The organism is Cytobacillus sp. T106 (assembly GCF_040492155.1).
In the GTDB taxonomy this organism is placed as follows: Bacteria; Bacillota; Bacilli; order Bacillales; family Cytobacillaceae; genus Bacillus_AB; species Bacillus_AB infantis.
Map to the genome: position 1 here is coordinate 20,216 of NZ_JBEUMK010000018.1, position 25,645 is coordinate 45,860.

21 protein-coding genes and 1 pseudogene are annotated in these 25,645 nt (G+C 38.7%); 3 read left to right on the forward strand and 19 right to left on the reverse strand.

Going from position 1 to position 25,645, the window contains the following annotated elements:
- Positions 1-5: 5 nt before the first annotated feature.
- The 10 genes from ABU165_RS21925 to ABU165_RS21970 form a co-directional block, all read right to left on the reverse strand.
- Entirely contained in the window at positions 6-2,399 is a 2,394-nt protein-coding gene (locus ABU165_RS21925) for a CD3337/EF1877 family mobilome membrane protein (protein ID WP_318061006.1), read from the reverse strand.
- On the reverse strand, positions 2,399-2,821 hold the full coding sequence (locus ABU165_RS21930) for a hypothetical protein (protein ID WP_318060999.1): 423 nt from the start codon (positions 2,819-2,821) through the stop codon (positions 2,399-2,401). Before ABU165_RS21930 ends, ABU165_RS21925 begins: the two co-directional genes overlap by 1 nt.
- Positions 2,818-5,379 (reverse strand): ATP-binding protein, encoded by a 2,562-nt coding sequence (locus tag ABU165_RS21935; protein WP_318061000.1) that lies wholly within the window; start codon positions 5,377-5,379, stop codon positions 2,818-2,820. Before ABU165_RS21935 ends, ABU165_RS21930 begins: the two co-directional genes overlap by 4 nt.
- Positions 5,357-5,788 (reverse strand): conjugal transfer protein, encoded by a 432-nt coding sequence (locus ABU165_RS21940; RefSeq protein ID WP_094769639.1) that lies wholly within the window; start codon positions 5,786-5,788, stop codon positions 5,357-5,359. The genes ABU165_RS21935 and ABU165_RS21940 overlap by 23 nt, the downstream gene beginning before the upstream one ends.
- A gap of 3 nt (positions 5,789-5,791) precedes the next feature.
- Positions 5,792-6,013, reverse strand: coding sequence for a hypothetical protein (locus tag ABU165_RS21945; protein ID WP_224905745.1), 222 nt, complete (start codon positions 6,011-6,013; stop codon positions 5,792-5,794).
- Positions 6,014-6,031: 18 nt separating this feature from the next.
- Positions 6,032-7,009 (reverse strand): conjugal transfer protein, encoded by a 978-nt coding sequence (locus ABU165_RS21950; protein WP_318061001.1) that lies wholly within the window; start codon positions 7,007-7,009, stop codon positions 6,032-6,034.
- 12 nt (positions 7,010-7,021) lie between these two features.
- On the reverse strand, positions 7,022-7,357 hold the full coding sequence (locus ABU165_RS21955) for a hypothetical protein (protein WP_318061002.1): 336 nt from the start codon (positions 7,355-7,357) through the stop codon (positions 7,022-7,024).
- Positions 7,358-7,401: 44 nt separating this feature from the next.
- Positions 7,402-8,292 carry a replication-relaxation family protein gene (locus ABU165_RS21960; protein ID WP_311226044.1) on the reverse strand — a complete coding sequence of 297 codons (891 nt, stop codon included), beginning with the start codon at positions 8,290-8,292 and terminating at the stop codon, positions 7,402-7,404.
- A gap of 11 nt (positions 8,293-8,303) precedes the next feature.
- The gene (locus ABU165_RS21965; RefSeq protein WP_318061003.1) at positions 8,304-10,928 is read right to left on the reverse strand and encodes an ATP-binding protein; all 2,625 of its coding nucleotides are present in this window, start codon (positions 10,926-10,928) and stop codon (positions 8,304-8,306) included.
- Positions 10,929-11,765: 837 nt separating this feature from the next.
- A complete protein-coding gene (locus ABU165_RS21970) occupies positions 11,766-13,049 on the reverse strand; it encodes a primase C-terminal domain-containing protein (RefSeq protein ID WP_353762690.1) in 1,284 nt (427 codons plus the stop codon).
- A gap of 1,045 nt (positions 13,050-14,094) precedes the next feature.
- Between ABU165_RS21970 and ABU165_RS21975 the strand changes: the two genes are divergently transcribed.
- From ABU165_RS21975 to ABU165_RS21985, 3 genes are all read left to right on the forward strand, one after another.
- On the forward strand, positions 14,095-15,939 hold the full coding sequence (locus ABU165_RS21975; RefSeq protein WP_318060959.1) for a helix-turn-helix domain-containing protein: 1,845 nt from the start codon (positions 14,095-14,097) through the stop codon (positions 15,937-15,939).
- 928 nt (positions 15,940-16,867) lie between these two features.
- A complete protein-coding gene (locus ABU165_RS21980) occupies positions 16,868-17,632 on the forward strand; it encodes a ParA family protein (protein ID WP_318060960.1) in 765 nt (254 codons plus the stop codon).
- A complete protein-coding gene (locus ABU165_RS21985; RefSeq protein ID WP_318060961.1) occupies positions 17,625-18,014 on the forward strand; it encodes a hypothetical protein in 390 nt (129 codons plus the stop codon). Before ABU165_RS21980 ends, ABU165_RS21985 begins: the two co-directional genes overlap by 8 nt.
- Before the next feature lie 519 nt (positions 18,015-18,533).
- On the opposite strand, the gene ABU165_RS21990 is transcribed toward ABU165_RS21985, so the two are convergent.
- The 9 genes and pseudogenes from ABU165_RS21990 to spoVAC form a co-directional block, all read right to left on the reverse strand.
- Positions 18,534-19,217: a DUF421 domain-containing protein gene (locus ABU165_RS21990; RefSeq protein ID WP_101552371.1), complete on the reverse strand. Its 684-nt coding sequence runs from the start codon at positions 19,215-19,217 to the stop codon at positions 18,534-18,536.
- A gap of 23 nt (positions 19,218-19,240) precedes the next feature.
- Complete coding sequence (locus ABU165_RS21995; RefSeq protein ID WP_318060962.1) at positions 19,241-19,813, reverse strand: CBO0543 family protein; 573 nt, start codon at positions 19,811-19,813, stop codon at positions 19,241-19,243.
- Between the two features lie 232 nt (positions 19,814-20,045).
- On the reverse strand, positions 20,046-21,539 hold the full coding sequence (locus tag ABU165_RS22000) for a phospholipase D-like domain-containing protein (RefSeq protein ID WP_318060963.1): 1,494 nt from the start codon (positions 21,537-21,539) through the stop codon (positions 20,046-20,048).
- A 352-nt stretch (positions 21,540-21,891) separates the two neighbouring features.
- Positions 21,892-22,564: pseudogene (locus tag ABU165_RS22005) on the reverse strand (DUF421 domain-containing protein).
- 115 nt (positions 22,565-22,679) lie between these two features.
- A complete protein-coding gene (locus ABU165_RS22010) occupies positions 22,680-23,540 on the reverse strand; it encodes a DUF421 domain-containing protein (RefSeq protein WP_318060964.1) in 861 nt (286 codons plus the stop codon).
- Positions 23,541-23,569: 29 nt separating this feature from the next.
- Positions 23,570-23,776 carry a DUF1657 domain-containing protein gene (locus ABU165_RS22015; RefSeq protein WP_009336483.1) on the reverse strand — a complete coding sequence of 69 codons (207 nt, stop codon included), beginning with the start codon at positions 23,774-23,776 and terminating at the stop codon, positions 23,570-23,572.
- Between the two features lie 11 nt (positions 23,777-23,787).
- A complete protein-coding gene (spoVAE, locus tag ABU165_RS22020) occupies positions 23,788-24,138 on the reverse strand; it encodes a stage V sporulation protein AE (RefSeq protein ID WP_098797242.1) in 351 nt (116 codons plus the stop codon).
- Positions 24,135-25,154 (reverse strand): stage V sporulation protein AD, encoded by a 1,020-nt coding sequence (gene spoVAD / locus ABU165_RS22025; protein WP_306010623.1) that lies wholly within the window; start codon positions 25,152-25,154, stop codon positions 24,135-24,137. The genes spoVAE and spoVAD overlap by 4 nt, the downstream gene beginning before the upstream one ends.
- Positions 25,154-25,633 carry a stage V sporulation protein AC gene (gene spoVAC, locus ABU165_RS22030; protein ID WP_009336486.1) on the reverse strand — a complete coding sequence of 160 codons (480 nt, stop codon included), beginning with the start codon at positions 25,631-25,633 and terminating at the stop codon, positions 25,154-25,156. Before spoVAC ends, spoVAD begins: the two co-directional genes overlap by 1 nt.
- Between the last annotated feature and the right edge of the window lie 12 nt (positions 25,634-25,645).

Here is a 25,645-nt window from a genome sequence, read left to right on the forward strand (position 1 = left end):
CCTCCTTATTCCTCGTTTCGATTCTCCCTATTCCTATTAGCATTAATCTGTTGCTCGGCCTCCCATTGGGTTATCGGCCTATCATTTTGTCTGGCATTTTCTATTATCCGATTAACATTTACCTGCTCGCGGTTCTGACGAGTGGTTTCTTCATTTCTTTGAGTAACATTGTTTTCTGTCACTCTATCATTTCTTTCTGTAACTTCATTGGTGATTCTGCTGTTATTTTCATTGGAAGTGTGACTTCTATTCACGGTTTCCTGGATGTTTCTCTCTGAACTTTCATTCGATGCTCGATTTCTGTTTACTGTCTCCTGAATATTTCTTTCCGAATTTTCATTGGATGCCTGATTTCTGTTCACTGTTTCCTGAACATTTCTCTCTGAATTTTGGTTATTGGCGACATTACGATTAATGTTATCTTGCGAAGTTCTTTGTTCCGTTGTATTCTCGAATCCCCTGCGCTCTGTAAGCTGATTTTCTTGTCGCTGATTTAATTTATCTTGGTGAGAGTGCTGATTTAATAGATTAACATTACGGTCAGACTGCTGACGTTCAACAAGGTCGGCATCCTGGAAGTTTGGACGCTCCGTAGATGCTGCTGATTCACGTTGTGCATCCCTTAATGACTGACGATCGACCAAAGGAGCATTTGATACGTTATCGGTCCCTAAACGGCGTCGGCGTAAATCATCAATGTTCGTCACATTGGTATTACCTGATTCCCTTTGACTTTCCGGAGTACCCGAACCGTTTTGCCGTTCCATAAGATTATTGCTGTTAGGGGCATTTTCTATATTTGCGCGATTATGCAATTGATTCTTATATCCTTCTTGGCCTTCCTGAAATTCTGAACCTCCCCGATCCATCAGCGCAGCTGCTCCTGCAGCTGCTGAAGCTAATTGCTCCTTGTTTTGACCCAGCTGATTTTTGCGATCCGCAAGTCCAATTTTCCCTTGAGGTTTAGGACCATTATTCCGATTAGTCAATGGTTGATTGTGTACTCGTCCATTCTTTCCGTCAATCCAGTCTTTACCCTGGCGCATCTTGTTCCGGGCCTGACTATATTTTTGCTTATAGCTCTGAAGCGTCTGGCCAGTGCTACTTTGAACATTATTTGCAGCTGTAGACACCATACTAAACAAATCTTTTCGCTTTGCCCAAATACCTACAAAACATATAATTTGAAGGATCATCATCCCTAAGTAACCTAAATCTGACGATTCTGTCGCACGATAAAGAATGGCAGAAATCCCAAACAAGATAGTGAGAAGCAAGGCAATGGCTATTTTCATCAACTGCGCATGAAGTAATTTCATTGCCCAATCTACGGCAGTCTGTTGCCAACGCGGCACTAGGGCCATTAAAAGTGGGACTGGCGCAAAAAGCGCTAGTGCCAAGAAAACAAGCTGGAACAATATAATAGAACCAGAAATCATTAAAAGGAAAACACCTATGATTGTATTGCCGATGAACAATAACGGAACAAAGGCTGAACGCTGACCAATTCCATCAATCGACATCATAGTATTTTCTTGATTTTCAACTTCTTCTTTAGCTTGCTGTTCTCTGTCTTCAGCATTTAGAATCGGATCGATGTTAAGCAGCTTATCAACCCGTCCCTCATCTACTGATGTAGTACCATATTGCATTAGCATATATGGCTTCTTGACCATCAGGTCAAACATCTGATTGCGGACAGTCGCAATCCCTTCCTCTGAAGAATAAGAAGAACCAGGATTAACGATACTTGCAGAAACACCCAAAATATCGCTTTGAAGTTGGCTAGACCATTCGTTTAAGCCCCCTAATACTTTACCTGCGTTTGAAAAGAACCCTAGTGAGAAAACAAATATAACTAAAGCAGAAATTAAACCACCCCACGCCCTACTGCTCTCTCGTTTAACCATTCCAACATAGGTAGCCCATGTTCCTACAAGACATAAGATAAAAGTAATCAGCAATGGCCAAAGTCCATTTGATAAAAAACCACCTGAACCAAAGCCCGCAATGCTTTGTATAGATGTTCCAATTTCATCGACTACGTTTGAAACAAAATCTAGCTGAAAAGCTTCTTGTACAATCACCATCGTAAAATTCGCCAGTAAAATATTGAGCTGCCAAATAGCGTTAACGATCTCCATCAGTGCAATATAAATTTGCTTACCTGCTCCATCAGCCCAATTCCAAGGCATCCAATCTCCAGCAGTATCTACATAGGTGTCTAATTCGTAATGATGTTGAGGATATTCGTTATACTCAAGTTGAACTTCACCAATCGCTCCTGTTTCACGATCTTGAGGAACAAGATTATCTTGCAAGCTATCAGCTGAAGCAGGTATTTGCACTGAAACAAGCACAAAGACAGCAACAACCAATGCTCTCAGTGCTTTTTTCATCACTTATGCAACTCCTTTAGCACTTCAGGCTTAAGGTCACCGATCAATGTTTCAAAGTTCCGAAGGTCACTATACGAAGTCCTTTTCCAACCACTATCAGTATTGATTACTTCCATCCGTTCAGTAACCATACTCTCTTTTTCTGGATGCTCATAAATCACTTCGTAAAAATAGCGATCTTTATTAACTTTCCACTCGGTTAACTTATAGTTTTCTATCACGAGTTCATTATCTGCCTTATCCTCGGGATCGAGAGCTTTAGATTTTTCATTAAGAAGTTTCAGCATTTTAGATTGATCTTTTTGAACTTCCGCTTTAACCCATTCGATTGGAATATTAGACGGCCCTTGGCCGTTGTTGCTGCAAGCTACAGCAACAATAAAGACGATTGACAAAACGACGGGCAACCAAGCTTTCCTCATATAAACACCTCCGTCTCTGTCTCATCGTCCTCTTTTTCAAGAGCAATCTGCCCAGCATAATGACTCAACTTTTCTTCTTCCTGTTTTTCAGATGGTGGTCGTGTATCAAAGGCATCGAACAAGTCTGTGAATAATGCGTTAACAGATACGACCCCAACACGGCCCGTAATGTCCTGGAATAGACATTGCCCATTTTGAAGCTCCCTTAACGTGGAAGCATTATATTCAGTATGTTTCAGATTTAATAAGGAAAGAACATTTTCAATTTCTTTCGGATCGGTACTGCGAAAAGCAAACTTCATACCAATATTGTTTTTCATCTTTTCATCCAATAAGTCATTCGCATTCTGAGTAACAAAGTAAATACCTGCATTCATTGAGCGCCCCGCCCGGACCATTCGTGTAGCCAAATGGCTTCCCTGGCTGGTATTTAAAACGGCCCATGCTTCATCCAACAGCACAACCTTGAAAACGCTGCGGTTTGAATAAATGAATTTTAATGCGAAAGATGAAATAGGAAGCATCATGGCCACGGACAGCATTTCAGATAGACTGTACTTCTCCGGGTTAGTGTCTGGCGCAGGAAGCTCTAAGTTTTGTATCTGCAGTACATTTAATGCTGTCTCAAGACTGATGGCCGAATGGCGGTCCCCATCTCCGAAAAGCAGCTGTGCAAACGATAATTCGCTAAATGACCGAATATGCTCTCCTAGCTGTCTCGCTATTTCATCTTCACTGTTTAACAACTCGTTCATAACCTTTGTCAAAGAAGGCTTTTCAGCTTCTGCAACTGTCCGGACTGCATGTGTCAGTTTAGGGAATCTTTGAGAATCATCCAACCGCACACCTGTAAGGAATGTCAGAATATCCAATGCCAGTGTGATAGATTCTTTAATGTCCTCATGTATTGAGAAGGGGTCCAAACGCCCTTTATCTTCTAGCTTAGTAGAAAGGGAAATGATGTTAACATGCCCCGATAAATCATACAGATCATCCCCCCAGTTACCACGCTCACCCTTAGGGTCAATCACTAATGCTTTACCGCCCGACAGAACAGAAAGATAGGTAATTAAGTTGGAGCTAAATGATTTCCCTCCTCCTAATGAACCTAAGAATGCAGCTGAAAGTGCATTAGTCTTTGTTCCTCTAATTCCTTGAGCCGCGCGGTTTGGCATAATATAGACAGGTTGATCGAGAATACCTGTCGTTCCAACAAAGAAACCTTCACCATCCCCTAGCTGTTTAGTCGCTCCAAACATACCGCCTGAAACAGCTGCTGGCTCCATATAATGAATGTAATCTTTCACATATCGCTTGGCCCCAGGAAGAAATTCATTGAAGGCCAACCACTGATCCCCGTAGGGCTGCTCGACCTGAAACATCATATCTTGATAATGATCTTTAATCGTATCGCAACGGCGCTTAAGTTCATCTTCATCTTGAGCCGAAACAGAGAGAATAATTGATGTTTTAATAAGGGGCATTCTTGACTTCTGTAAGTGCGCCTCTAACTCATGAGCTTCCTGTCTCCCCTCAAGAACATTTAGCCCCGTATCATTCCCTGTCTCTCGCGCATGTCGATCTTGATCCTTTAACTCCTTTTGTTTGTTGCGAACGGCAGACAAAGCCTTTCGATTCTCTAAGGTCTCTGTACGGATGCTGATTTCTACAGGGAAATCTAGGCTCTGAATACTATAAATCCATTCCTCATTAGGAAACTCCATCTCATAAGGAACATTTGAAATGGTCAAAAATGCAACATGCCCTTCTTTTTCATCACCTTCATGAATTTGCTTTAAGATCAGACTGCGTTTAGGAGAATCGTCAACAAACCCTTCTGTCAACCGAAGCACATCATGATATAAGGGGCGACGTACCGTTATGTTTCCATCTTCAAACTCTTTATGATGGACAGTGTATGCCGGGCTCCAATTTTTAATAAGAGGCGCCTTTCCAATCCCTCGGTAGAAGTTACGCCTAATCAGCCACTGAATGGATTCTTCATTAACCGGCTCGGCTTTAAGGCGAGAATGGACCTTGTTATACACTCGGCGCTCTGCTTTTCTGTAACGATCAATCTCACCTTCTATAATATCTGGCGTATCAAGTCCAGATGCTGCATTGACACCACCAATAAATTCTTGCCAGGCTTCTTTTAGATCCTTCAGAAACGAATTTTTCTTTGTATTCTCAGGTTTTGGGAGTTTCACACCGATATAGAAACGGTACTCTGTCCCTTCCTTTCCGAGCAGCCGTTCTAATTGAATGGCTGCATCATCAGTATGTTTTTTAGCTGCTTCTTTTAATGGTCCAGATAATCTGCTTTTAAATCTCTCATGCTTTTCTTGAATGGATTGAAAATTCGGAACAACAAGCATATGTGTATCCATATTGATTTGCCAAAAAAAGGCTTTTATCTTAGTGAAAATATAGTCTTTTTCATCATCAGCAAGAAAATCATAATTATATCCAGCAAGCTGATAGTACGACCAGCAAGATCCATCTTGAGCAAATACAAGGTTGTCTTCAAAGTATTTAACCGGAAATTCGATGTTCATCAGCTTCACCTTCCTTTTCGTGATAGCTTAACTCACGGTAACTTATAGGACTCGCATACTTGTAAGGCTTTTTGCTGCTGGTTATCTCTTTATAGCGATTACGGTAATGCGGATCTAAGTGGTATTGCGCCACCCGCAAAAAGAATCGGTGCGGCGCTTTACCATCAAGTAATTGTTTCGTGAAAAACCAGGAAAACAAGCCCGGCAAAAAGATGTACTCAATCAACCCTAAATCAATTAAACTTAGAGGGGGGATACGGTTTAGGCACCAAACTAAAATGAATCCTCCTGCAAAGAATCCTATCTGTCGATACGTGAGAGGTATCGGCAGAGGGATATCTTGAATCCCATACAATACTTTTTCTACTTTCCAGACACTGTTGTAGGTTCTTAGAATTTTAGGCTTCATAGATTACGCTCCAAAAACGGTTTCCCAGAGCTTACTCCCAAGATCTTTTACACTATCCGGCGTGAACACGAAAACCCCTACAACCATTGCAAATACGGCAAATCCTACAAACTTAGAAAACTCCCTTTTCACCAAAAAATAAATTGCGACAGCCCCGATAATGACCAAGAACAAAGCACCAATTTGAGTAGAAAACCATTCTTGAATATTTTCTCCGAAATTCATTCTCTATCATCCTCCTGATTATTGGTGATCAATCTCTTTTACTAACCAGCGATCCTCTTCCTTGGTGGCAGTTATATGATAAGGATAGACAACTTGGGCTTTCGATTGATTCTCAACAAAGACAACATCCGCAAAAATATCAAAATTGCTCTTATCCTGGCTTTCTTTGACTATGAATTTTTTCACATCTTGAAAAGTCATGATGCCATTCAAGGATTGAACATCATTTTCTTTAACATAATAAGACAACTCTTGAGGAGTACCGGTTGTATAAACTTTAAAGAAGGTGTCGAGGAAGGTTTTTACTTCCTCCTGAAGTTCTGAATCACTAACCTCCCCCTCTTCATTAAGGTTTATGTCAGCAGCTAACACGGGCTTTGTTGGCTTAGAAACAAAGTATGGAACCTTATTAACGACAAACGATTGGCCATCGGTCTTAACAGGAACGACAAAATATTTTTCATATGGTCCTGCTTTCTCTTCCTTTGCTTTTGGCGGCTCCTTCTTTTCCTTTTTCGCTACCTCTACAGCCTTTGGGTCTGGAGGTGTTACTTTTGACAATCCGTGCAGAATGCGAAGCGTGACTAGCGCTGAATCTCCACCAGTCTCTTCTACTTTCCAAATTTGAGACTTTGCCAGCTTACTATTCCATTGCATGCCTTCAAAAGCTACCCCAGCTTGTTCATCTAATCCACTGGCAAGGAATGGCGATAAACGTTCCACCCTGCTCTGTCTGGCTTTATCCGTGTTTTCCCAATCAAAATAATGGACCGCAAAATTCTCGGCGAATGTCTGGCCACCTTCGCCAGCTGCAAGATTAACTTTCTTTACTTCTTCTTTTGGCTGCGCATCTGCCTCAGTCGATCCAGCCCCAGCATTGCCTACTCGAACAATGGCAACAACGGAAAGGAACAACACGAGCGTAAATCCTGTCCAAAAAGCACCCTTTATCAACTTCTTCCTGAATACCGTTTTCGGATATTCACGCTTTTTCATGCTTGCCCTCCTTTACTTCATCATCTCGTTCATCGTCTGTTTCCTGCGCTCTTTTTTCTTGGCTTCTTCTCCTAGCGCCCAAACGGCAATGCAAACGAAGATGAATAGGCCGATAGTGGCCCAGATTCCATGTTCAGCGTAAAAATATTTCACCCACCCGATTACATCGTCTGCCGCTTCTGCAAACGGAGGATACTGATTGTACGCAAATTGAAACAGAAAATAGCCCAGCAATATAATTAATGCGAATATTAAGAAAAATCCAAGCAGTCTTTTGCCAAAAGAGAGCAACATTTCTTTAAGGGTACTATCAGATGATGGGGAACCACGCTTAACCTTATAGCCCAAACTTTATCACCTCCTTTCATGGATTTACAAAAAATTACATTATTCTATTCTATACGTTTATACAAGCTGTAAAGTTTCTCTGGATCACTAGAATTAGACGATTTCCAAATAGTACCATACGGAGTGGATATAACATCATCATACGTGGCAAAAAGTAGTGATCCGCCAATCTTTTCTAACTCTCTCGAATCAGCTTTTTTCGCATTGAGCATTAACTGATTTCGTTCTGTCTCATTGTTTGAAACAAAGAGCACACGAACGATTCTGATAGCTTCCCCGAATATAGCATCATTTTTGAAGGTTCCTTTTCTCACATACTCGTTGTAACGCCGTACCTTATTCATGGTCACATCAATTCGCTGCCGGCTTCTTTCTAGCTCAACTAAAAATAGAATTTGTACTTTCTGTTCATTCACTGTACGCTCCAAAACAAAAGCTCCATCCGGACGAATCACAGTTGTTGAAGACTGGCGATCCTTCCCCTGTTTATCCTTCGAAACTTCACCATAATTCCGAAAGGCTCTCCTTTCAGAGAAATATTCTTTGAAAGTAAACAATTCATCTTCACTGGAAGCGTAAGCTGCCTGAATATGTGACATCCTGAGTGAATGAAAAACATAGGTTGGGGTTCGCTGCGTCCAGCGCGCATCCCAATCAGCTTCGCCTAAAATCTCTTTCACCTCTTGGACCCCTTTGGTATCCAAGGTGTACACCAGCCTGTCATTTCCTCTTGTAGACGCTTTAGCTACCGGGAAGGACTTTATATACCCCTCTCCTTCTAATGCCTTCATTTGACGCGATATCCACGCTCTGGAGTATGGTTTTCCGTCAGCATGAACAAATATATATTTTTCAAGATACTCCACATCTGCAAATACAAGATCATGTAATGAAACGAATAGTTGTTCCTCTATTTCTCCAATTCTTTTGACCATAAAAAATCCCCCTACACCAACAAATCATCAATGCTGATTTCTTTTTTCTTTTCATCATCCGAATCCCTCTCTTCTCGATCATCAAGCTGATTTAAAATTTCATTAGGTTCTTTTTCAACTTCCGCTTGCACCTGATCTTCGTTTAACAAGGAATGTTCCACTGTGTTTTTTCCTGCTGTTTCTTCGGATTCTTCATTTTCCACTCCTTTCACTTTACTCAAATGTTCTTTTCCTATCAATACATGACCCTCTTTAGGTTCATCCTCAATAGTTTCAATAGCAGCCGCAGCTTCTTCTATTTCCGCCTCGGCAACTTCATCGGAGACCAATACAGAATCAATATCATGCATAATTTCTCTTTCTTCCTCGGCTGATTTAAGTTCTGAACCAGAGGAGAGATCTTTCTTTTCATACTCCATGGCTTCATCAATCGTCCGTTTTTTCATTTCGGGGATAGAGCTTTCATAAAGGGCAGCTCCAGGAGCCTTCATCCGAAGTAAGAAAGGACGTGTACGCTCATTGGCCACCTGCATTCTCATATAACCATGAAACGGCTCAATATTAAGATAATCACTATCATTTAAAACCTCTGAAGGCATCGAGCGATTGACAGCCTGGGCATCCTCCGGGTTTCCTAACCTTAGTGAAACAAAGGTTCCGAAGTTCCGAAAGATGGCATCCGATACTTCGGAAGGCACTTGCCCTTTCAAGCCTTGCATACCAAGTATGATAGACGTTTTATATTTCCGGAGTTCGGAGGCAAAGGATTCTATTGCATCTGTGCTATGTTCCATCAAAGTTGGGGCTTCATCAACCATTACAAAATGATAAGGTAATTGATCTCGTTCTGCTGCAGGGGTATCAGCCCTGCTTTTTCCTGCAAGCTCTGCAAAAGTCAGACACATAGATCCAATTAGCTTCTTTTCATCACTTGTTAGTTCAGACAAATCCAAAAGAGTGATTCGGCCCTGATCCATACTTTCGCGGAAGCGCAATCCATTGGTTTGAGCCCGCAGCATTTCCCCCAAAACTCCCGATAAAGTGATCTTCCTTAACTTATTAAGCGTGGAATTGGTTTTTTGCTGAAGCTCCCGGTCCTGAAGCCCCTGTAAATTCGAGAAATACAGATATAGATCGTTTTCTATAGGATCTTCTCTATTCAATCTTTCAAGCACACTTTCACGATAATCCGGGTCGCTCAATAACCTCTGTAGATTCGGCAAACTCGCTTCCCCTATTCGCTGCAGCGCAATGCCGCCATTAAGAAAGTTATCATCTATGTTCGGACCCCAAAAATCCTTCCATGTCCGTTTTAAAACATCTGCAACTGTTTGAGCAATTTTATCCTCACTTGTCGTAAAGTCCACATCATAAACATTGAAGGGAATCTCACCTTCTGAAAACTTTATATATCGGACCAGATGCTGTTTTTCAGGAGGAATCCTAGCTGCAATGTCCTGGCATAAATCACCGTGAGGATCTATCACTGTCCCACCGATTGCATTTCCTGCGCCATCAAGATTAATTAAATCCTCCACCAAGTTATACATAGCTGTCGATTTTCCCATCCCCGACATTCCAATAAAAGCTGCATGATATCGTAATGTACCAAGATCAAACATGACAGGATAGTTCTGGCCATGATAACTGTGCGTACCAAGTGGAATGGCCAGATTAGGATCAAATGATGCCTGTTTCACTTCTTTGGGCAAAGGGGTAAATCGCATTTTCAGCCTGTTTAACTTATTATTTTGAACCCTTTCACTGGGTAGCCGCATGATGGCAGCCATTTCTTCAGTTCCTAAAACAACATGCTTTTTCTTTCTCTCCATTGAATAAATCCGTTTACGAAACTCCCACCTAAACAAAGGACGGATAATACGGAACCACCACCACTCACGACCATATAGCTGATTCAAGCGCCCACTGGAGAATGTACCAATGGAACCTTTCGTGCTTTTTATTAACAGCTTTGCATCCTTCTGATCCCGGCCAAATGCAACGACCTTTATTCCAAGCCGCGACAATGTTCTAGTCGATTTGCCCTCAATAGCTGACAAATAAAGCTCATTATCCTTTTGAAGAGTTTCATCCCTTTCCCCCTGCTTATGAAACTGGCGAACAATACCTCTAAAACTCTTCTCTGTTCCATAAGCTGGCTTGACCAGAAATTGCATATGAATCTCCTGGTCATCCTCCAGACTATCAAGAAACTCTATTAACTCTGCTTGCGTATCAACCACTTCGTTATGATAAGTTTTAATCGGGACAGTCCAGTGGCTTTCAGTGAACAGCTTGGTTCCAGCATGAGGACGAGAGAAATCAATGGTATGGTCCTGAACTTCAAAAATTTCTACTCCCGGATGCTCTGCGTAAAACTTACTTTTAAACGCCTTTCCAATATGTTCATCCGGAACCCAAACAAAGAACCGGATATCATTCTTAGTGGCAACGATCTCCCAACTAATCCATTCCTGCTTAATAATTCTCCTGTACCATGGCCGCTGCAAAAAGCTCAGCATTGTGGCCCAGGCAGTTTCATCTTTAAAATACAAGATCTTAGAATCCATCGTTGTCTTAAGCTCATAAACTTTCCCCTCGCTAGGTATCAAAAACGGCAACAAATGGAACCTCAAACAGCCTCACCCTCCTCTAGATATTCTCAATAAAATCATCAAATTATCAATTACATTATTGCCCCCAAAAAACTAAAACCATCTTTCTAACTCCGATCTACACCATAAACCTTATTCTCTACCCACTCAAAATCCCTGGAACTTATCCCTTGAACTTTACTCTTTTACTCACTTGAACTCACTCTCTTGAACTTACTTACTCTCTCTTACACTCACTTACTTACTCACTACTCTCTACTCACACTCACACTTAACACACACACACACACACACACTCACTTACTCTCTAACTTACTACTCACCACTCCCCCCACTACTAATATCATTTGAAATCAGGTAAGTGGGTTAATTATCTAAGGTCCTGCCAAATGGTCACGGATTAACGCTCTATCGATCCGTGACCATTTGGCAGGACCGGCCCCGGTTTGAGCACCCAAAAAAGTAAATTAGATGTTAAAAGTAAGGAATAGTATTAATTAACAATTAATTAAATGTCTATTTGTCTCTATACTAACAGTTTGGGAATAATATACAACAGGACGCAGGTCCCATTTTTTAGGAGGTTAATGATATACATTCGTACTAATATTGAAAACTAATACAACTACAAAAACCTGGCGAAGAAAAGTATTAATTGAATCTTTGTTACTCAAAAAAATAAGATTTATATCCATCACCTATAAGGATGATCAAAAGAATAGTAAAACATTAAAATACATCCAGAACTCCCATGCATAAAAAAACTAATAATAGTAATTCTAAAATAGAAACATTAAGCAGTTACAATGTCAGAGCCAGGAAAAGGATACTATAGACATGTATTGGCAGACTGGCTCATTAACCGGACCTTGATAAAGGCTGCGATTCAGACCGGAGCAGCTTGTCCATTTCAGCGTGCAGCAAACTATCGAGCGCAGGGAATTCTAATGGCTTGCCTGCAGGGAAATGAAAAGGATTAGGCAGCAGTTCAGCAAATGACAGTTGGACCTGCTGGATCTGCTTCCTCCGCAAATGAAGTAAATACTTGAAAATCATGCTCCGGCTGCTAATTTTCGTAATCGCTCCCCTTCCTCGTCCACTGGTGCGTTTTACAATACTTTTAGAGCGTTTAATCACTTCTTTAAGAGAAGAAACGGCCAGTCCGAAGGTTTTGGCAAGCGTCGTCAAAGAAGCCTCTAAAAACGGCGTTTCAGGGCTTAGGTGTTTTTGGATATAGGTTAGAATGTCTTCTTCCCATTCTTCGTAATGGGACCTCTCACGAACCTCCCGGTCTTTTTTAAATTTATACCACCCTTCCCGGCCTTGGAATTTCGCCTTTCCATCTGTCCATAGAGTAAGCAAGTTTTCGGCATATGAGCGCTTTACGCCTTTGTACTTGCCGGAATAGGCACTTTTTAATATCCGTTCAAATTCGCGTTTCAACAAAGGTTGGGACAAGCGGCTATTGAATTCATCCAGTTCATCATAGGCCTCTTCAAATGCCCTTCCACTGGCATAGTTGGCCAAGGCAAGTGTCATAATGGCATTGTTTCGGCTCGCACCGTGGTAACCTTGTTGAATGTCTCGAGCGTTAATGAGGGCATGATACCAGTCTGTTTGCGTATAAGCCAATTCCTTACCGTTCGGGTTTTGCACCAGCTGCAGGAAGGCACCCTTTTCCTGTTCTTCAAATTGTTTCGACCAGGAAATCAGCTGTACGGTATTGGCTGGCTGATCGTAGAAGTCCAAAATATTGTCTTCTGATGGTATACGATAAAAGCCGAATGGTGTGCAATTCAAATCAAGCGGTATATACTTCAATAAAGCTTTTCGGATATTATCAGTCAAGCGTTCTGCTACCCTTAAAGACTTGTAATCTTTTTGTTTATGAATATAAAAAGGCGATTCCAGGACAAAAAAGCATTGAAACCCTCTTGGTGTTTCCAAAAGAAGGTTGGGCCGGGGAAGACCTATCTCCTCGCAGCCTAAATACAGTGCATAAAGATCAACTTCTTTTGTATCGATGTCAAAACCTATGACATTGATCTGCTTAAGATTTTCTCGCACATGTCCTTTAATGATGCGCTTCTTAAAATCATAATAGGTGCCTCCGCGGTATGTATTAGGCGTCCAGTGAGTCAAATGCCGGTATTTATCCCTTAGCGCTTCATACGAAGTAATGATATATCCTTTTCCTTCTGCAAGTTCGGCTTTTGAAGGTGATACAAAGACCGCTCCTTTTCGGCCCGGATTCATATCTTGCTCTGTCTTGCAGGCTTGTATTCTATGTATAGGTTCTCTGGATCCTCTCTGCTTATACATGTGCAGACTGTTATGTGTCATGAATTGCATAATTTCGACAGGAGAAATAACGGTCTTTGCAGCCATGCTATCCGTAGAAATGCTCAAGTGTCACACCTTCTTTTTCATTCGATTCGTAACAGCCCATGTCAGTCTTCCGAAATATTCGAAACATCCTATGTGTTAGATTTTGTTGAAACTAGTATATCGAAATCGTTTTTTGAAAAAGGATGCTCTCTAAGAGAAATGCACCAAAAAAAAAAGGCACTCGAAGCCTAGAGCTTCAAGGGCTGAAAAAAAAGTTCCATTTTTTTTATTATGCAGGTTCCGCTCAACTTTCATTCCGAAAATCACATAATGGTGCATTTTATCTGCTCTCATATTTATAAGAATTTAAAACAAACCCACTGATATCAAGGTTAATAAGAAGACATATGTTTAGTGATAGTAGGCAGGTTCCGCTCAACTAAGTGTTTTCTGGTGCATTTTTGATATACAGGTTCCGCTCAACTTTGAATTTTCCTTCTAAACTGCAACATCAATATGGTATTACCTCGTAGAATCCAATTAAAAGTTGAAAGCCATAGTATTTCATCCTCCACAGGTTCTGCACATATTTTGCACCAAAATAAATATTGGTGCATTTATATTTTTAAAGGCTCCTACTAATAATGCGCGGAATTTATATTATTATTAGTTCTGTGTTTATTAGAAAATGAAATTAGTACTACTGAATGGTGCATTTTCTAATACTGTGCGTAACCTGTGTAGTATTTGGTGCATTTCATCCCAAATAAGCATGATTTATTGTTATAATGATTATCATATGGTGCATTTAAATATGGGTTTTATTCCGTTATCTTATTTCAGAAAGGATGTCTCGCTAATGAAATATGAGGATTTACCTGACCATCTGACTCTGAACTATGAATATTTAAAAATATCTATTTTCGAAGAAGTGAAATATCTATTTAAAGATCGTCCCTACATACTGACCGAATGGAAAAAAGAAGCATATGGAATGACGGAAGAAGAGATGATAAAGCAGGCTCCTGGTAAATCCATGAAAGCGAGTTTGCGGGCTTTGTTCTTTCTTTTTACACAGACTCTATACTCAGAAAAGCTAATCACCAAAAAAATGATTCAGGAAGCAGTCAGTCGATACAAGGAGACCATAAAAATCTTGCTGACAGAGCATTTGATAACTGACTTTCCCGAATATGAAATTAAAATAAGCATGAACAAAGAAAAAATTGATGAGGCTCTCGAACGGGATTTTATTTATGGCAGCATGGATATTGACTATCACTTGATGAGAGACATCGTGACGAAAAAAAAAGAATTTAAAGAAGTCGAACCGGGATTTTTGACAAGTGAAATTATTGATAATAGAGGCAATGTCAGAGGACTCGCTGAACTCAGGCCGTTTGAATCGCAATTGGCTGGAGTAGGCAAAGATCAGCAAGCGATGTGGCTTGAAATGATAGAATCCACTTTAAGCTCCTTGGATGAAATGACAGCCGATTTGTTCGATTTGATTACATACCTTTGGATGGTGTCTCCCAAAACCAGTGATGGATTTATAGAATTCCACAGCAACGATGCTTTACGCCTCAGGAACGTTAAAAAACGAACCTCTAAAGGAAGAGAATTAGATTTCCGGGAAGAGGACCGTTTTAATATTATGAAACGTGTGGCTGCCCTTTCTAGCATATGGGTTTCTTTAGGTGAGCAAAAAGTCAAGGTTATTAATACTGCAGAAATACAAGATAATGAACTTTATAAGTTCAAAGACTTTCAAAAGATGTTTGAAATTGGGAAGATTAGAGTAGCTTACGATAAAAAGACAGGTGAAGGAAAAGGAATCTATGCCGTTCAGGTAAAACCGACATCTATCCTTACTCCTTACTTAGTCGGCCCTAACCAATCCATTGGTATTTTGGACCTTAAAGTCTTTCAATACAGCCATTTTACTCAACGAGAACAGAAGCGTCTGGCAAGGTATCTAAACTTCCAGTGGAAAATCAGAACCATTAAGCGATCTCTCCAGCAGCCATTTAAAGTATCGACGCTGCTAAAAGTAATGGACATTTCATCACGTTATAATGGCGTGCAAATTAGGGATAAATTTGAAACCATATTAGATGAGCTGCAAAAAGATGAGGTCATTAAGACCTGGTCTTACTCGGAAGAAGTTAATGAAACCAAGGTTGGAAAAAAAGGATGGCTCAACCAATACTGGTCTAAACTCAATGTCACCATTTTGCCAACAGATTTGGTAGTGGAGGAAAACCAAAAAAACCTAGGGCTTTATAAAAATCAACACCAACAGGTTGATGAGCGAATCATCCAAAAAATGAATCAGATAAGCCAATCGGATTCTTTCCCTGCGTTCTATAGTTCCTCCATTCATTCTGACAGCAAAGAACAATACCTTGAAGAAATAGAAACAAAGATGGAGGCTGCAGACTTAAATAATGAAATTAAATTTGATGCAAAATTTGAACAGCAGTCCTTTCACTTTATAGATAATCAGCAAAATATTACCTTGGACCCTGAAACAATGAAAGAAACAATCGACTCTTTAGGCATTAGCATCCGTCAGGCAGCCAGCGAAATAGGCATTGCCCATACAACCCTTTCTCGTTATATACGAAAAGAAAGCAAGCGTCAGAATAAAAATAATGACACTAAGATGCTTATTTGGTTAAAAGAAAAGATTCCGGTATAGATAATGTTTCACACTCATCATAACCGACAATTTCTGAAATTAAAGAACTAAAATCTTTCATATCAAAATTTGCTAAGTGTATCTCTGAGATAAAGGTATTCCCAAAATCATTTAAAAGACTTCTAGGAATACGATATTTTTAAGATTAACAAAAGGTTCTCGCAATCTTTTCGGAAGGGGTTCCGAAAACAATAGGAACTGATACCCGTATTAAACCGTTTAGAATACCTTTAGTCCATTGGCCTTTCTAAAGGGCTAGTATAGGAATGCAAAGCTTATTTGTGGCTTTCAATGACAAGCCATACACTTCCAATTTTATTGTATTAGGAAGCCAACTTTGAATACAAAACAACCAAGGGCAGATTCATACAATCTGTCTTTTTTTATTCTCCCTTATTTGAACATAAATATATATATGTTAATGTATATATAATTGTTCATATAAATATTTATGTATATAATTATATGTATGTATATAAAATTAATATGTTTTTATTTAAAAATTAGAAGGCAATAATATCGATTTAAACTTTTTTTCATTACCAAATCACACATACACGTATATATGTATGTGTATATTAATATTTATATAAATATTAATATTGATATATTAGAAGGATATACTACAAATTTAACCTGTGTGTTTTTTTATGATTACCTTTACATAAACACCAATGTATATATTAATGTAAATGTAAATAATTTTAGTTGATGTTCACAGGTTAGAAGGTTTGTACTACCGTGTTAAACTATCTATCTTTTTTAATGTTACATTTTACAAACCTATTAATAAATATGTAAATATATATATATACATTAATAGATTAGAAGGTATATACTACAGATTTAAGATTTTATTTGCAACACATACTCATATATATGTTAATATATATGTAAATGTTTATAAAACGATTAGAGGTGGAATAATATGGCCAAGATAATAACAATCGGGCTTCAAAAGGGCGGGGTCGGAAAAACGACCACAGCTGGAACGCTTTGCTACTTGTTGGCAGAGGATGGCTATAAGGTCCTTGGGGTAGATATGGATTCACAGAGCAACCTTTCCAATTTACTCACGCAGCACGACGATACTTATTTTGAAGGAAGCACTGTACTGGAGGCAATCGAAGACGGAGAAGTAGAACCGTACATATATAAAGTGACTGAAAATCTCCATGTGCTGCCTTCAGATGATTATCTGGCAACTTTAGCCAAGTTTCTTTACACCGAATGGAAAGGAAGAAATCAATCGCTCGCTCTACGTGAGCTGTTGGATCAGGTACGAGATAAATATGATTATATTATCATTGATACGCCTCCATCGCTATCAGAACCAATGGTCAATGCCATCTGTGCCTCTGATTATGTTGTAGTATTGGCTGAAAGCTCCAAGTGGGCATTTAACGCAATCCCTCGATTTCTGGAAACGGTCGAATTTAGCCAGCAGAACATCAATCCAAAACTAAAGGTGGCCGGGATACTCCGCACCATGAATGATGTAAGGCGCGCAGACTCAAAAGCGTTTGTTGAGGTCATTGGAGAGGAATATCCAGAGTTATGCTTTGATGTAGTCATCAGAAGGAAAGCTTCCACAGGGAGAATCTCATTAGAAGGGCTTTTTGATAACAAAGAGCTTAATCAGGCACTGGATCAATATCAAGAATTTTATAAGGAGTTGTTGCAACGTGTCTAGAGCAGATGATATCAAAAGTAAGATTCAAAATACTAAAAGGAGAGACCCACGTGGAAGTCTTATGGGTCCTGCTCCAATTGAGGAAGAGAATAAAAAGGTTGATGTTAATGATACCATTAACATTAACAATAATGTACATGTAAATAATAATGAAGATGGAAGCTTGCTGAGTGAGCTAGTATCCGGGAAAAAGACAAAAAAGAAATCTGACACACTAATCAATTCCGGAATCTATTTCGAGCCTGATGTTTATGAAGTTCTCCAGTCACTCGCCAAAAAGGGTGGACGCGGGGCAAAGTCCAGGATCGTAAATGAATCATTGCGGAAAGAGTTTATTGCTGCTAATCTACTTCCAAAAAAAGATAAACACACATTGGCATAACACGAAATACTTTTAATGGAATGTAATAATTCCAAATGAAGTGATTCTGCTTAAATTACCAAACTCTTTTTGGCTCAAAACATCCTTAACGAGAGTGTACCTGCATTCTTAATCTTGCATGTATTGTATAGCCTTTCATAGGAAATCTCACAAAGAATTTAGCTTTAAAAGACATATAAATACTAAGTTCTTTTTCTGTGATATATATAATTACATTAACATTAATGTACACATTAATATATATAAAGGGCTGCGCCAGAATGGCGAAGCCTTTTATATGCTCCAGCAATTTTAAATTTTCTTTCTACAAATATAAAATACCAGCGAAAAGCTACTAACTGGGGTAGCGTCAGGAAAATGCGGATTTACAACGTTAAGGAAACCAAAATATAAAAAGTCTAATTTCTCGGTGTTATAAGTGAAAAATTAGGCTTTAGTTACTTCATTAAAGCGCCTGATTGTTGAAGACTAAAGTTTATATTCACCAAGAAAATTGATGTGCTCTTATCCTAACAAATTTTATTTAGGACTTACATGTATGCCTTCACTCTCTCGCCAATCTGCGTAAAGTATACGCTTTACATTATCATATCCATTGGTAGTTAATTGGTTATCTAACCACTGTTGATCAAATCCGAGTTCATGTAAATTATCCCATAAAATTTCCCCATCTATAATTAACGATGTTGGGAGGTCTACTGGACTTTCTGGAAGATTGAGATCTTGCTTGTCTGGTTTTTGATACTTGGATTTTAATAATAAACTTATTTGCCCATTAGCTTCCAATATACCGTATTTGACTTCGCGAACTGAAAAGACATTATTTTGACGGAGTATACTCAATACTTGATTTACATCCAATTTGTTCTTTGTAAGTAACTTTCTGTCCATAACACCATCTCGAATGATGATGTTAGGATTGCCTAATAAGAGAGAACGTGTCGATTTATTTTTTAGAGTCATAAACTCTATTCCCAACATAAGAAACGTCCACAATCCGATGGCATATAAAAAATGAAAAATCCCTACCTTATCTTCATAAATGTTATTTCCTAAAAAATCTCCCAGTACTAACACAAAAACTAAGTGAAACGGGGTTAACTGATAGATGGATGTTCTGCCTGTTATGATAATGATAAAAAATAAAGTTGCAAAACCAACGATGACTTTGATCGTCAGTAAACCAATATTAACTTCTTCCAAAGTTTTTTCCTCCAATTTAAATTTTACTTAGTTGTAAGATCTTGAGGTTTAGATAAAGAGGCTAGTTTTAGTATTAAAGCTCGAGTTACAATTCCAACAATGATGTAATATATGAATGAATATCTGTATCTCCACTCTAAATAATTAACAAGTTTGACCCACTCGCAAAAGGGTTCACCTATATAGGCATATGTTAGTGCCACAATGATCTGGGCTAAAATAAAAGATTTCCATGTTCTAAAATATTGATATAACAACATGTAAGCTACAGGTACCATTGAAAAATCAAAAGGAAAGGCCCTGGGAATAAAAGGTAGGAATGCAATGGGGTAATCCCAAAAACTGTATTGTGCACCAACTACATCTAATAAGGTTGTTGTTATGATAATTATGGTACCAAACAACAAAATTTCTAAAATAATGTCTCGTTTAACGAGTTTAGACCATATAATCCAAGGTACAACTAAAAAACCAACTAATATCCACCATTCCCAAGTTAAAAATTCATTCTTTAGCCAATTATTTAATTCTAAAAGGTACAGTTTATCCTCTAATAAACGTATTTCCTTATCAAATATATTATCTATTGATATCATCCCTTATATTTAAATTAAAAAGTAACAGATATTTTTGAATTCAAACACTTTGAGCTGCCTGTTTAGTATTACCGTTTTTTAGTAATGAATTTCCATCGTAAAAAAAACCATATTGAAAGTTCTTCTAACACGGGTTTTCGACTCTTTTCAAATGAATCAGAAATATTTTAAAAACAATGAAATTTTTTAAATCTAGATTTAACATAGAACAATAAAAACAGGATACATCAACTTATAATAATGGAGAAAGCACGCGAGCACCCTGTTCAACAATGCGCTCGGTCAGGGATCGTTGCAACAAGTCTTCAATTCTTAATGGTACAGAATCAGTAAGATCCCTCTCGAACTGCTCTGTGAGTTCCCTTGCCACATCAGCACTGTACACGACTTGACACACCTCATAATTCAGGCGAAAACTTCTCATATCATAGTTTGCTGAGCCTACTTCTGCAATCTCCTCATCGATGATCAACACCTTCGCATGTATCATTCCTTTGTCGTACTGGTAGATTTGAACTCCAGCTTCTATAAGTTCTCCGTAATAAGTACGGCTTGCAAGACCCACGATTTTTTGATTATTGTGGCGAGGAACCAGCAATCTTACACGGACACCACGAGTTACTGCTGTCTTTAATGCCATGATAATATCCGTTTCTGGTACAAAATAGGGTGTTGTTAAATCAATAGTCTTGATCGCCTGTGTTATACCTATAAAGTAAGCTTGCCGAATGACTGGGGTAGGAATTCCAGGGTTTCCTTCCAACGTATGGATATACGCTTTATGCAATGTCCTAGTTTTTCCGGATATGTCCATTTCTTTATCATCAAGGGTGCTCAACTCTGATCCCAATTCGGCTGACCATTTGGAATGATCTGCTCTGCCGATTGAATTGATTTTCGTTACCTCTGATTTTGTTTTCAAATTTGTTTTTGATTTTATTCTTTCCGGCACAGCGATTTCCCAATGAACATCAAAAACAGTCTGCAAGTCGCCTGTTGCTTCCCCTATAATTTGCAAATGAGTGTCCCTCCAAAATCCTACGTCTGGCTTTAATCCTGTATATTCATACCCAACGTTCATACCGCCAGTAAAGGATTCCTTTCTGTCAATCGTCACAATCTTACAATGATCCCGATAATTCCAATTGGACAAAATCCAGGGAAATCGCAGAGGAAATATTGTCCTGCATTCTATCCCTGCTTCAACCATCTGCCGGATTTTTTCACGCGGGAATTTATAACTCCCCAAGCTATCTCTCATAAAACGAACCTGCACTCCATTTAATGCTTTTTCGATTAGCAGTTCTGTGATTCGATTACCAATTTGGTCGTTCCGATAGATGAAATATTCCAGATCAATGGTTTCTTGGGCTTTTTGCAGGGATACAAGGAGTTGATCATATTTTGCTATCCCATTGTTAAACACTTGGACTTGGCCCATTCGAAGCCCATTCACAGTGAAATGCCGTAAAGCATTGGCAATTACCGATGCTGAAGCACCGAATGTCTCAGGTAATTTGTTAGATTCATTTTTAGAACAGGTCAATCTTTTTCGATGAATAAACTTAGGGTTTGATATGCTAAGATATAGCCAGAAACCAATGACAGGTAAAAAAAGGACGATTATTATCCAATTCAAAGCCTTGGCAGGCCGACGAACTTCCCAAATTGCTATGAATAAGATAAAGAACGTATTTAACAGGTATAGATAAAAAATCCACTCCAACTGGAATCCCTCCTTCTGTTTCTCTTAATATGTACAAACTATGTAACCAGTATACGTATGGAATATGAAGGGATTGTCTGTTATATATTATGGACTACCTTTATAAGAACTTGTATAAGATATTAAGAACGAAAAAAAGAGAATTAAGGTTGGGAAAGTTCTGACATCAAGAAAGGAGTAATGATCTGGGCACTGTCCTAACTAGAGACTTAGTGATTTTGAAAATTACCATCTGGTAAATTCCTAAATATAGGTATAATTTTTTATAAATTTGGAAAATGAAAGTGGTAAATGCAATAAGGAGTAAATAAGAGAAAACATTAATTTATATTGGGAGGAAATCGTCTTAAAATTAGTCGTTAACATCTTTTTTGTTAATGGTTAATGAATGATCGGTATCTCTAACAGCAGCATAAAAATATCTTTGATTTGAAGATATCCCTTTGCCTTTAGTTCTTCCTTTAACCACTTTTCATTTTTGTTGATTAATTTTAAATTACGCTTTTGCACTTTCCCTTCAATGACAACGGCTATGGGTAATCCGCGGTATTCCACTTTCATATGTAAATCTTTTGGAGTAATAGGAACTAATTCTTTTCTTGGAAAAATGCTAATTTCACCTGTTGCTTCCAAAATCGCATATTCAATATCGTGAATATCCGGATATCCTGATGTTCTTAAATTAGACAACAGCTCAGGTAAAGGATATCTACTTTCCTTTAAATTTCGATAGATAATTTTCCCGTGTTTAATTAGAATAGTCGGTTTTCCGATAATAAAAGGGTTTAACTTATTTAATAAACTTAACTTTGATATAAATAGATGAATTCATGTTATTACAATGATTCCAATAATCCCCTCCATCACTCCGTTACTTTAATAGAACCAAAAGCTAAATAAGATAAAAAAAGAATCGCTCCAAAATCATGAGGGGTAAGTTGGGCTAGAGCTGATTTCCCTAAAATTTTTACTGCTACAATAAACACAATGTAGATAAAAATAACTTTAACTAAAAAAATAGACACTTCTAACACCTCGTAAAAAAATTCACCTTAGTCCGAAATTGGACTAAGGTTTTTAAACTTTTTCCAATTAAAAATGGTATCTTTTTTTCGTCATGTATGAATCTAAGCTAAATCCTTATCCTTTTAAAATAGCGGTCACTTTATCAATGGCTTCTTGTAATTTTTCACTGTTTAACCTATACATTTGTTTGGCCTCTTTTGATTCCGTTCCAAGAGCAAATAGTTCTAAGTCTGCTTGACATTTTTTCAAGGTTGAAAGAATTAAGGGTCTTTCTTGAGGGGGTGCGACTTGTAATTTATCGTCAAACAGATCAATCGTTAACTCTCCGTAAGAATTAACCTGTCCAAGAAATACATTTTCAATCGTTACCCCTAGTTTTTCTAATTCAGTATGTAGCCAAGCCCGACTTCGTCCAATCGTGGCTAGTGGTTCATCCATTATTGCACCATCCATAATAATGGTCTGAGGCTCCTTGATTGAAGCAACCTTCAAGTTTATATCCTTTGCTGTTAAAGGTTGATTTTCTTTCTTTAGCATCACAGATAAATCACCTGTTGCCTCTAAAACAGCAAATTCTACATCAGAGACTTGAAAGACATCCTTCCTGCGAAGTAGCTCTAACAGTTCATCTGTCGTATATCTTTCCTTTTTTAAATTATCTTCCATAATCTTCCCATCTTTGATAAATACAGTTGCTTTTCCTTCTATAAAATTGCGAAAACGTTTACTTTTTAATGAAATTAAACCAGTGAAAAAGGGAATAGCCGCAAAAATGACAATTCCAATAATTCCGTGAAAAATGTTCCGTTCAAGTCCCATAGCCACTTCTGCACCAATACTTCCAATACACATACCGGTGACATATTCAAAGAAAGATAGTTCTGAAATTTGCTTTTTCCCTAACCATTTTGTAATGAAAAATAAAACAGCAACAAATAATGCTGAGCGTACAGCTATATCTAACCATTCAGGCACTGCTTACACCCCCTGTAAATATAGTTTTTCTAGAAACCTTTGTACTGAAGTTCCTCTCCTTCTAGTTCTCCTACTCTTTTTTTTAAATCTTTTGTTACTTCGTGTACTACCATCATAGCCTCATGCAAAGTTCGCTTCGATTCATCATCAAGAGTCCGTAATGCTAAACTTGAGAGACTTGCTTCTACCCCTTTTAGACTGGCAAAACACTGTTTAACATCTGATCCTACTGTCATCCTAATTCTCCTTATCCTTTTGGCTTAAAAATTAAAGCTCCTATCATGCCGAAAACAATGGCAGCTGAAATACCAGAACTAGTTACTTCAAACATTCCTGTCAGTACACCAACTAACCCATGTTTTTCTGCTTCCTGCATCGCACCATGAACAAGCGAATTCCCAAAACTTGTAATCGGAACGGTAGCCCCTGCCCCAGCAAAATCAATCAAAGGCTCGTATAGTCCAAATCCATCTAAAAGCGCCCCAATCACTACAAGAGCACTTAAGGTATGACCTGGTGTCAATTTAAATACATCAAACATAATTTGCCCAATGATACAAATTAAACCGCCTACGACAAAAGCCCAAAAATAGATCATGTTAATTGTTCACCTCCGTATTCAATTGACACTGCATGGGCGATACAAGGAATTGTTTCATTTTGCTGAAAGGACAACGGTGAAAGCAAAGCACCTGTAGCCACAACTAACATTCGTTTAAATTCACCTTTTTTCATGCGGTTTAATAAATGCCCATAAACTACCGTTGCTGAACAGCCTGCACCGCTTGCTCCTGCAAGAACGGGTTGTCCTTCCCGATAAATCATAAGGCCACAATCTTGGTATTGTTCTTCACTAATAGGAGTTCCATGCTTTTTAAATAGATCCATGGACACTTCCTGTCCGATTTGGCCAAGGTCACCGGTTACAATTAAATCGTAATAAGATGGCTCAACATTTCGTTCCTTTAAATGGGCTTCAATGGTATCAACCGCAGCTGGCGCCATAGCTCCTCCCATGTTAAATGGATCTGTCAATCCCATATCGATTACACGACCAATTGTGGCAGATGTGACATGAGGTCCTTCCCCAGAATCACTTAATAGGGCTGCACCTGCACCAGTAACCGTCCATTGTGCCGTAGGTGGCTTTTGTCCACCATACTCAGTTGGATACCGAAATTGTTTTTCAACAGCTGTATCATGACTGGAAGCTCCTGTTAACAAATATTTCGCTCCTTTTGTATTTACAATATAAGCACCTAGAGCCAGTCCTTCCATCGAGGTAGAGCAAGCACCGAATAAGCCAAAATAAGGCGCTCCAATCGTTCTGCTAGCGAAACTTGTTGGGGTGATTTGATTGATTAAGTCCCCAGCTAGGATAAATTGAACTTGATCCTTTTGTATGCCCCCTTTTTCCATGGCTTTTTGGCAAGCCTCTTCAAAAAGGATTTTATGTGCTTTCTCATAGGAATCCTGCCCAAGCCATAAATCAGCATGAAGAGTATCGAAATCATCTTGGATAGCACCATTGGCTTCAAATGGTCCACCAACGGTTCCAGTGGAGATAATGACAGGCTTTTGTTCGAAGATCCATGTACGATGACCTGCTAGCATTATAAACCACCCCACTGGATTAAAGTGGTTTTAATTAAGGCAATGACAAAAGCAGAAAAAACACCAAATAAAATAACCGCCCCCGCTAATTTAAACATGTTGCCACCTACGCCCAGTACAAATCCTTCGGTTCGATGCTCAATGGCAGGCGATATAACCGCATTGCCAAAACCTGTTACAGGTACAGCTGTTCCAGCCCCACCAAATTGGGCCATTCGATCATATACGCCAAAACCAGTAAGAAGCATTGTAATAAAAATTAACGTACCCACCGTCGGATTTCCGGCCGTTTGCTCAGTAAAATCGAAATAATAAATGTAAAAGTCTGAAATAAGCTGACCAATCAAACAAATAAGTCCACCGGTTAAAAAGGCCTTAATACAATTTTTAACAACCGGTCTTTTGATCTCTCGTTGTTTTTGCAATTTTTGATATTCCTGTTGCACAGGAGTAAGTTGTTTCTTTTGATTGTTAGACATAACTCGATCCTT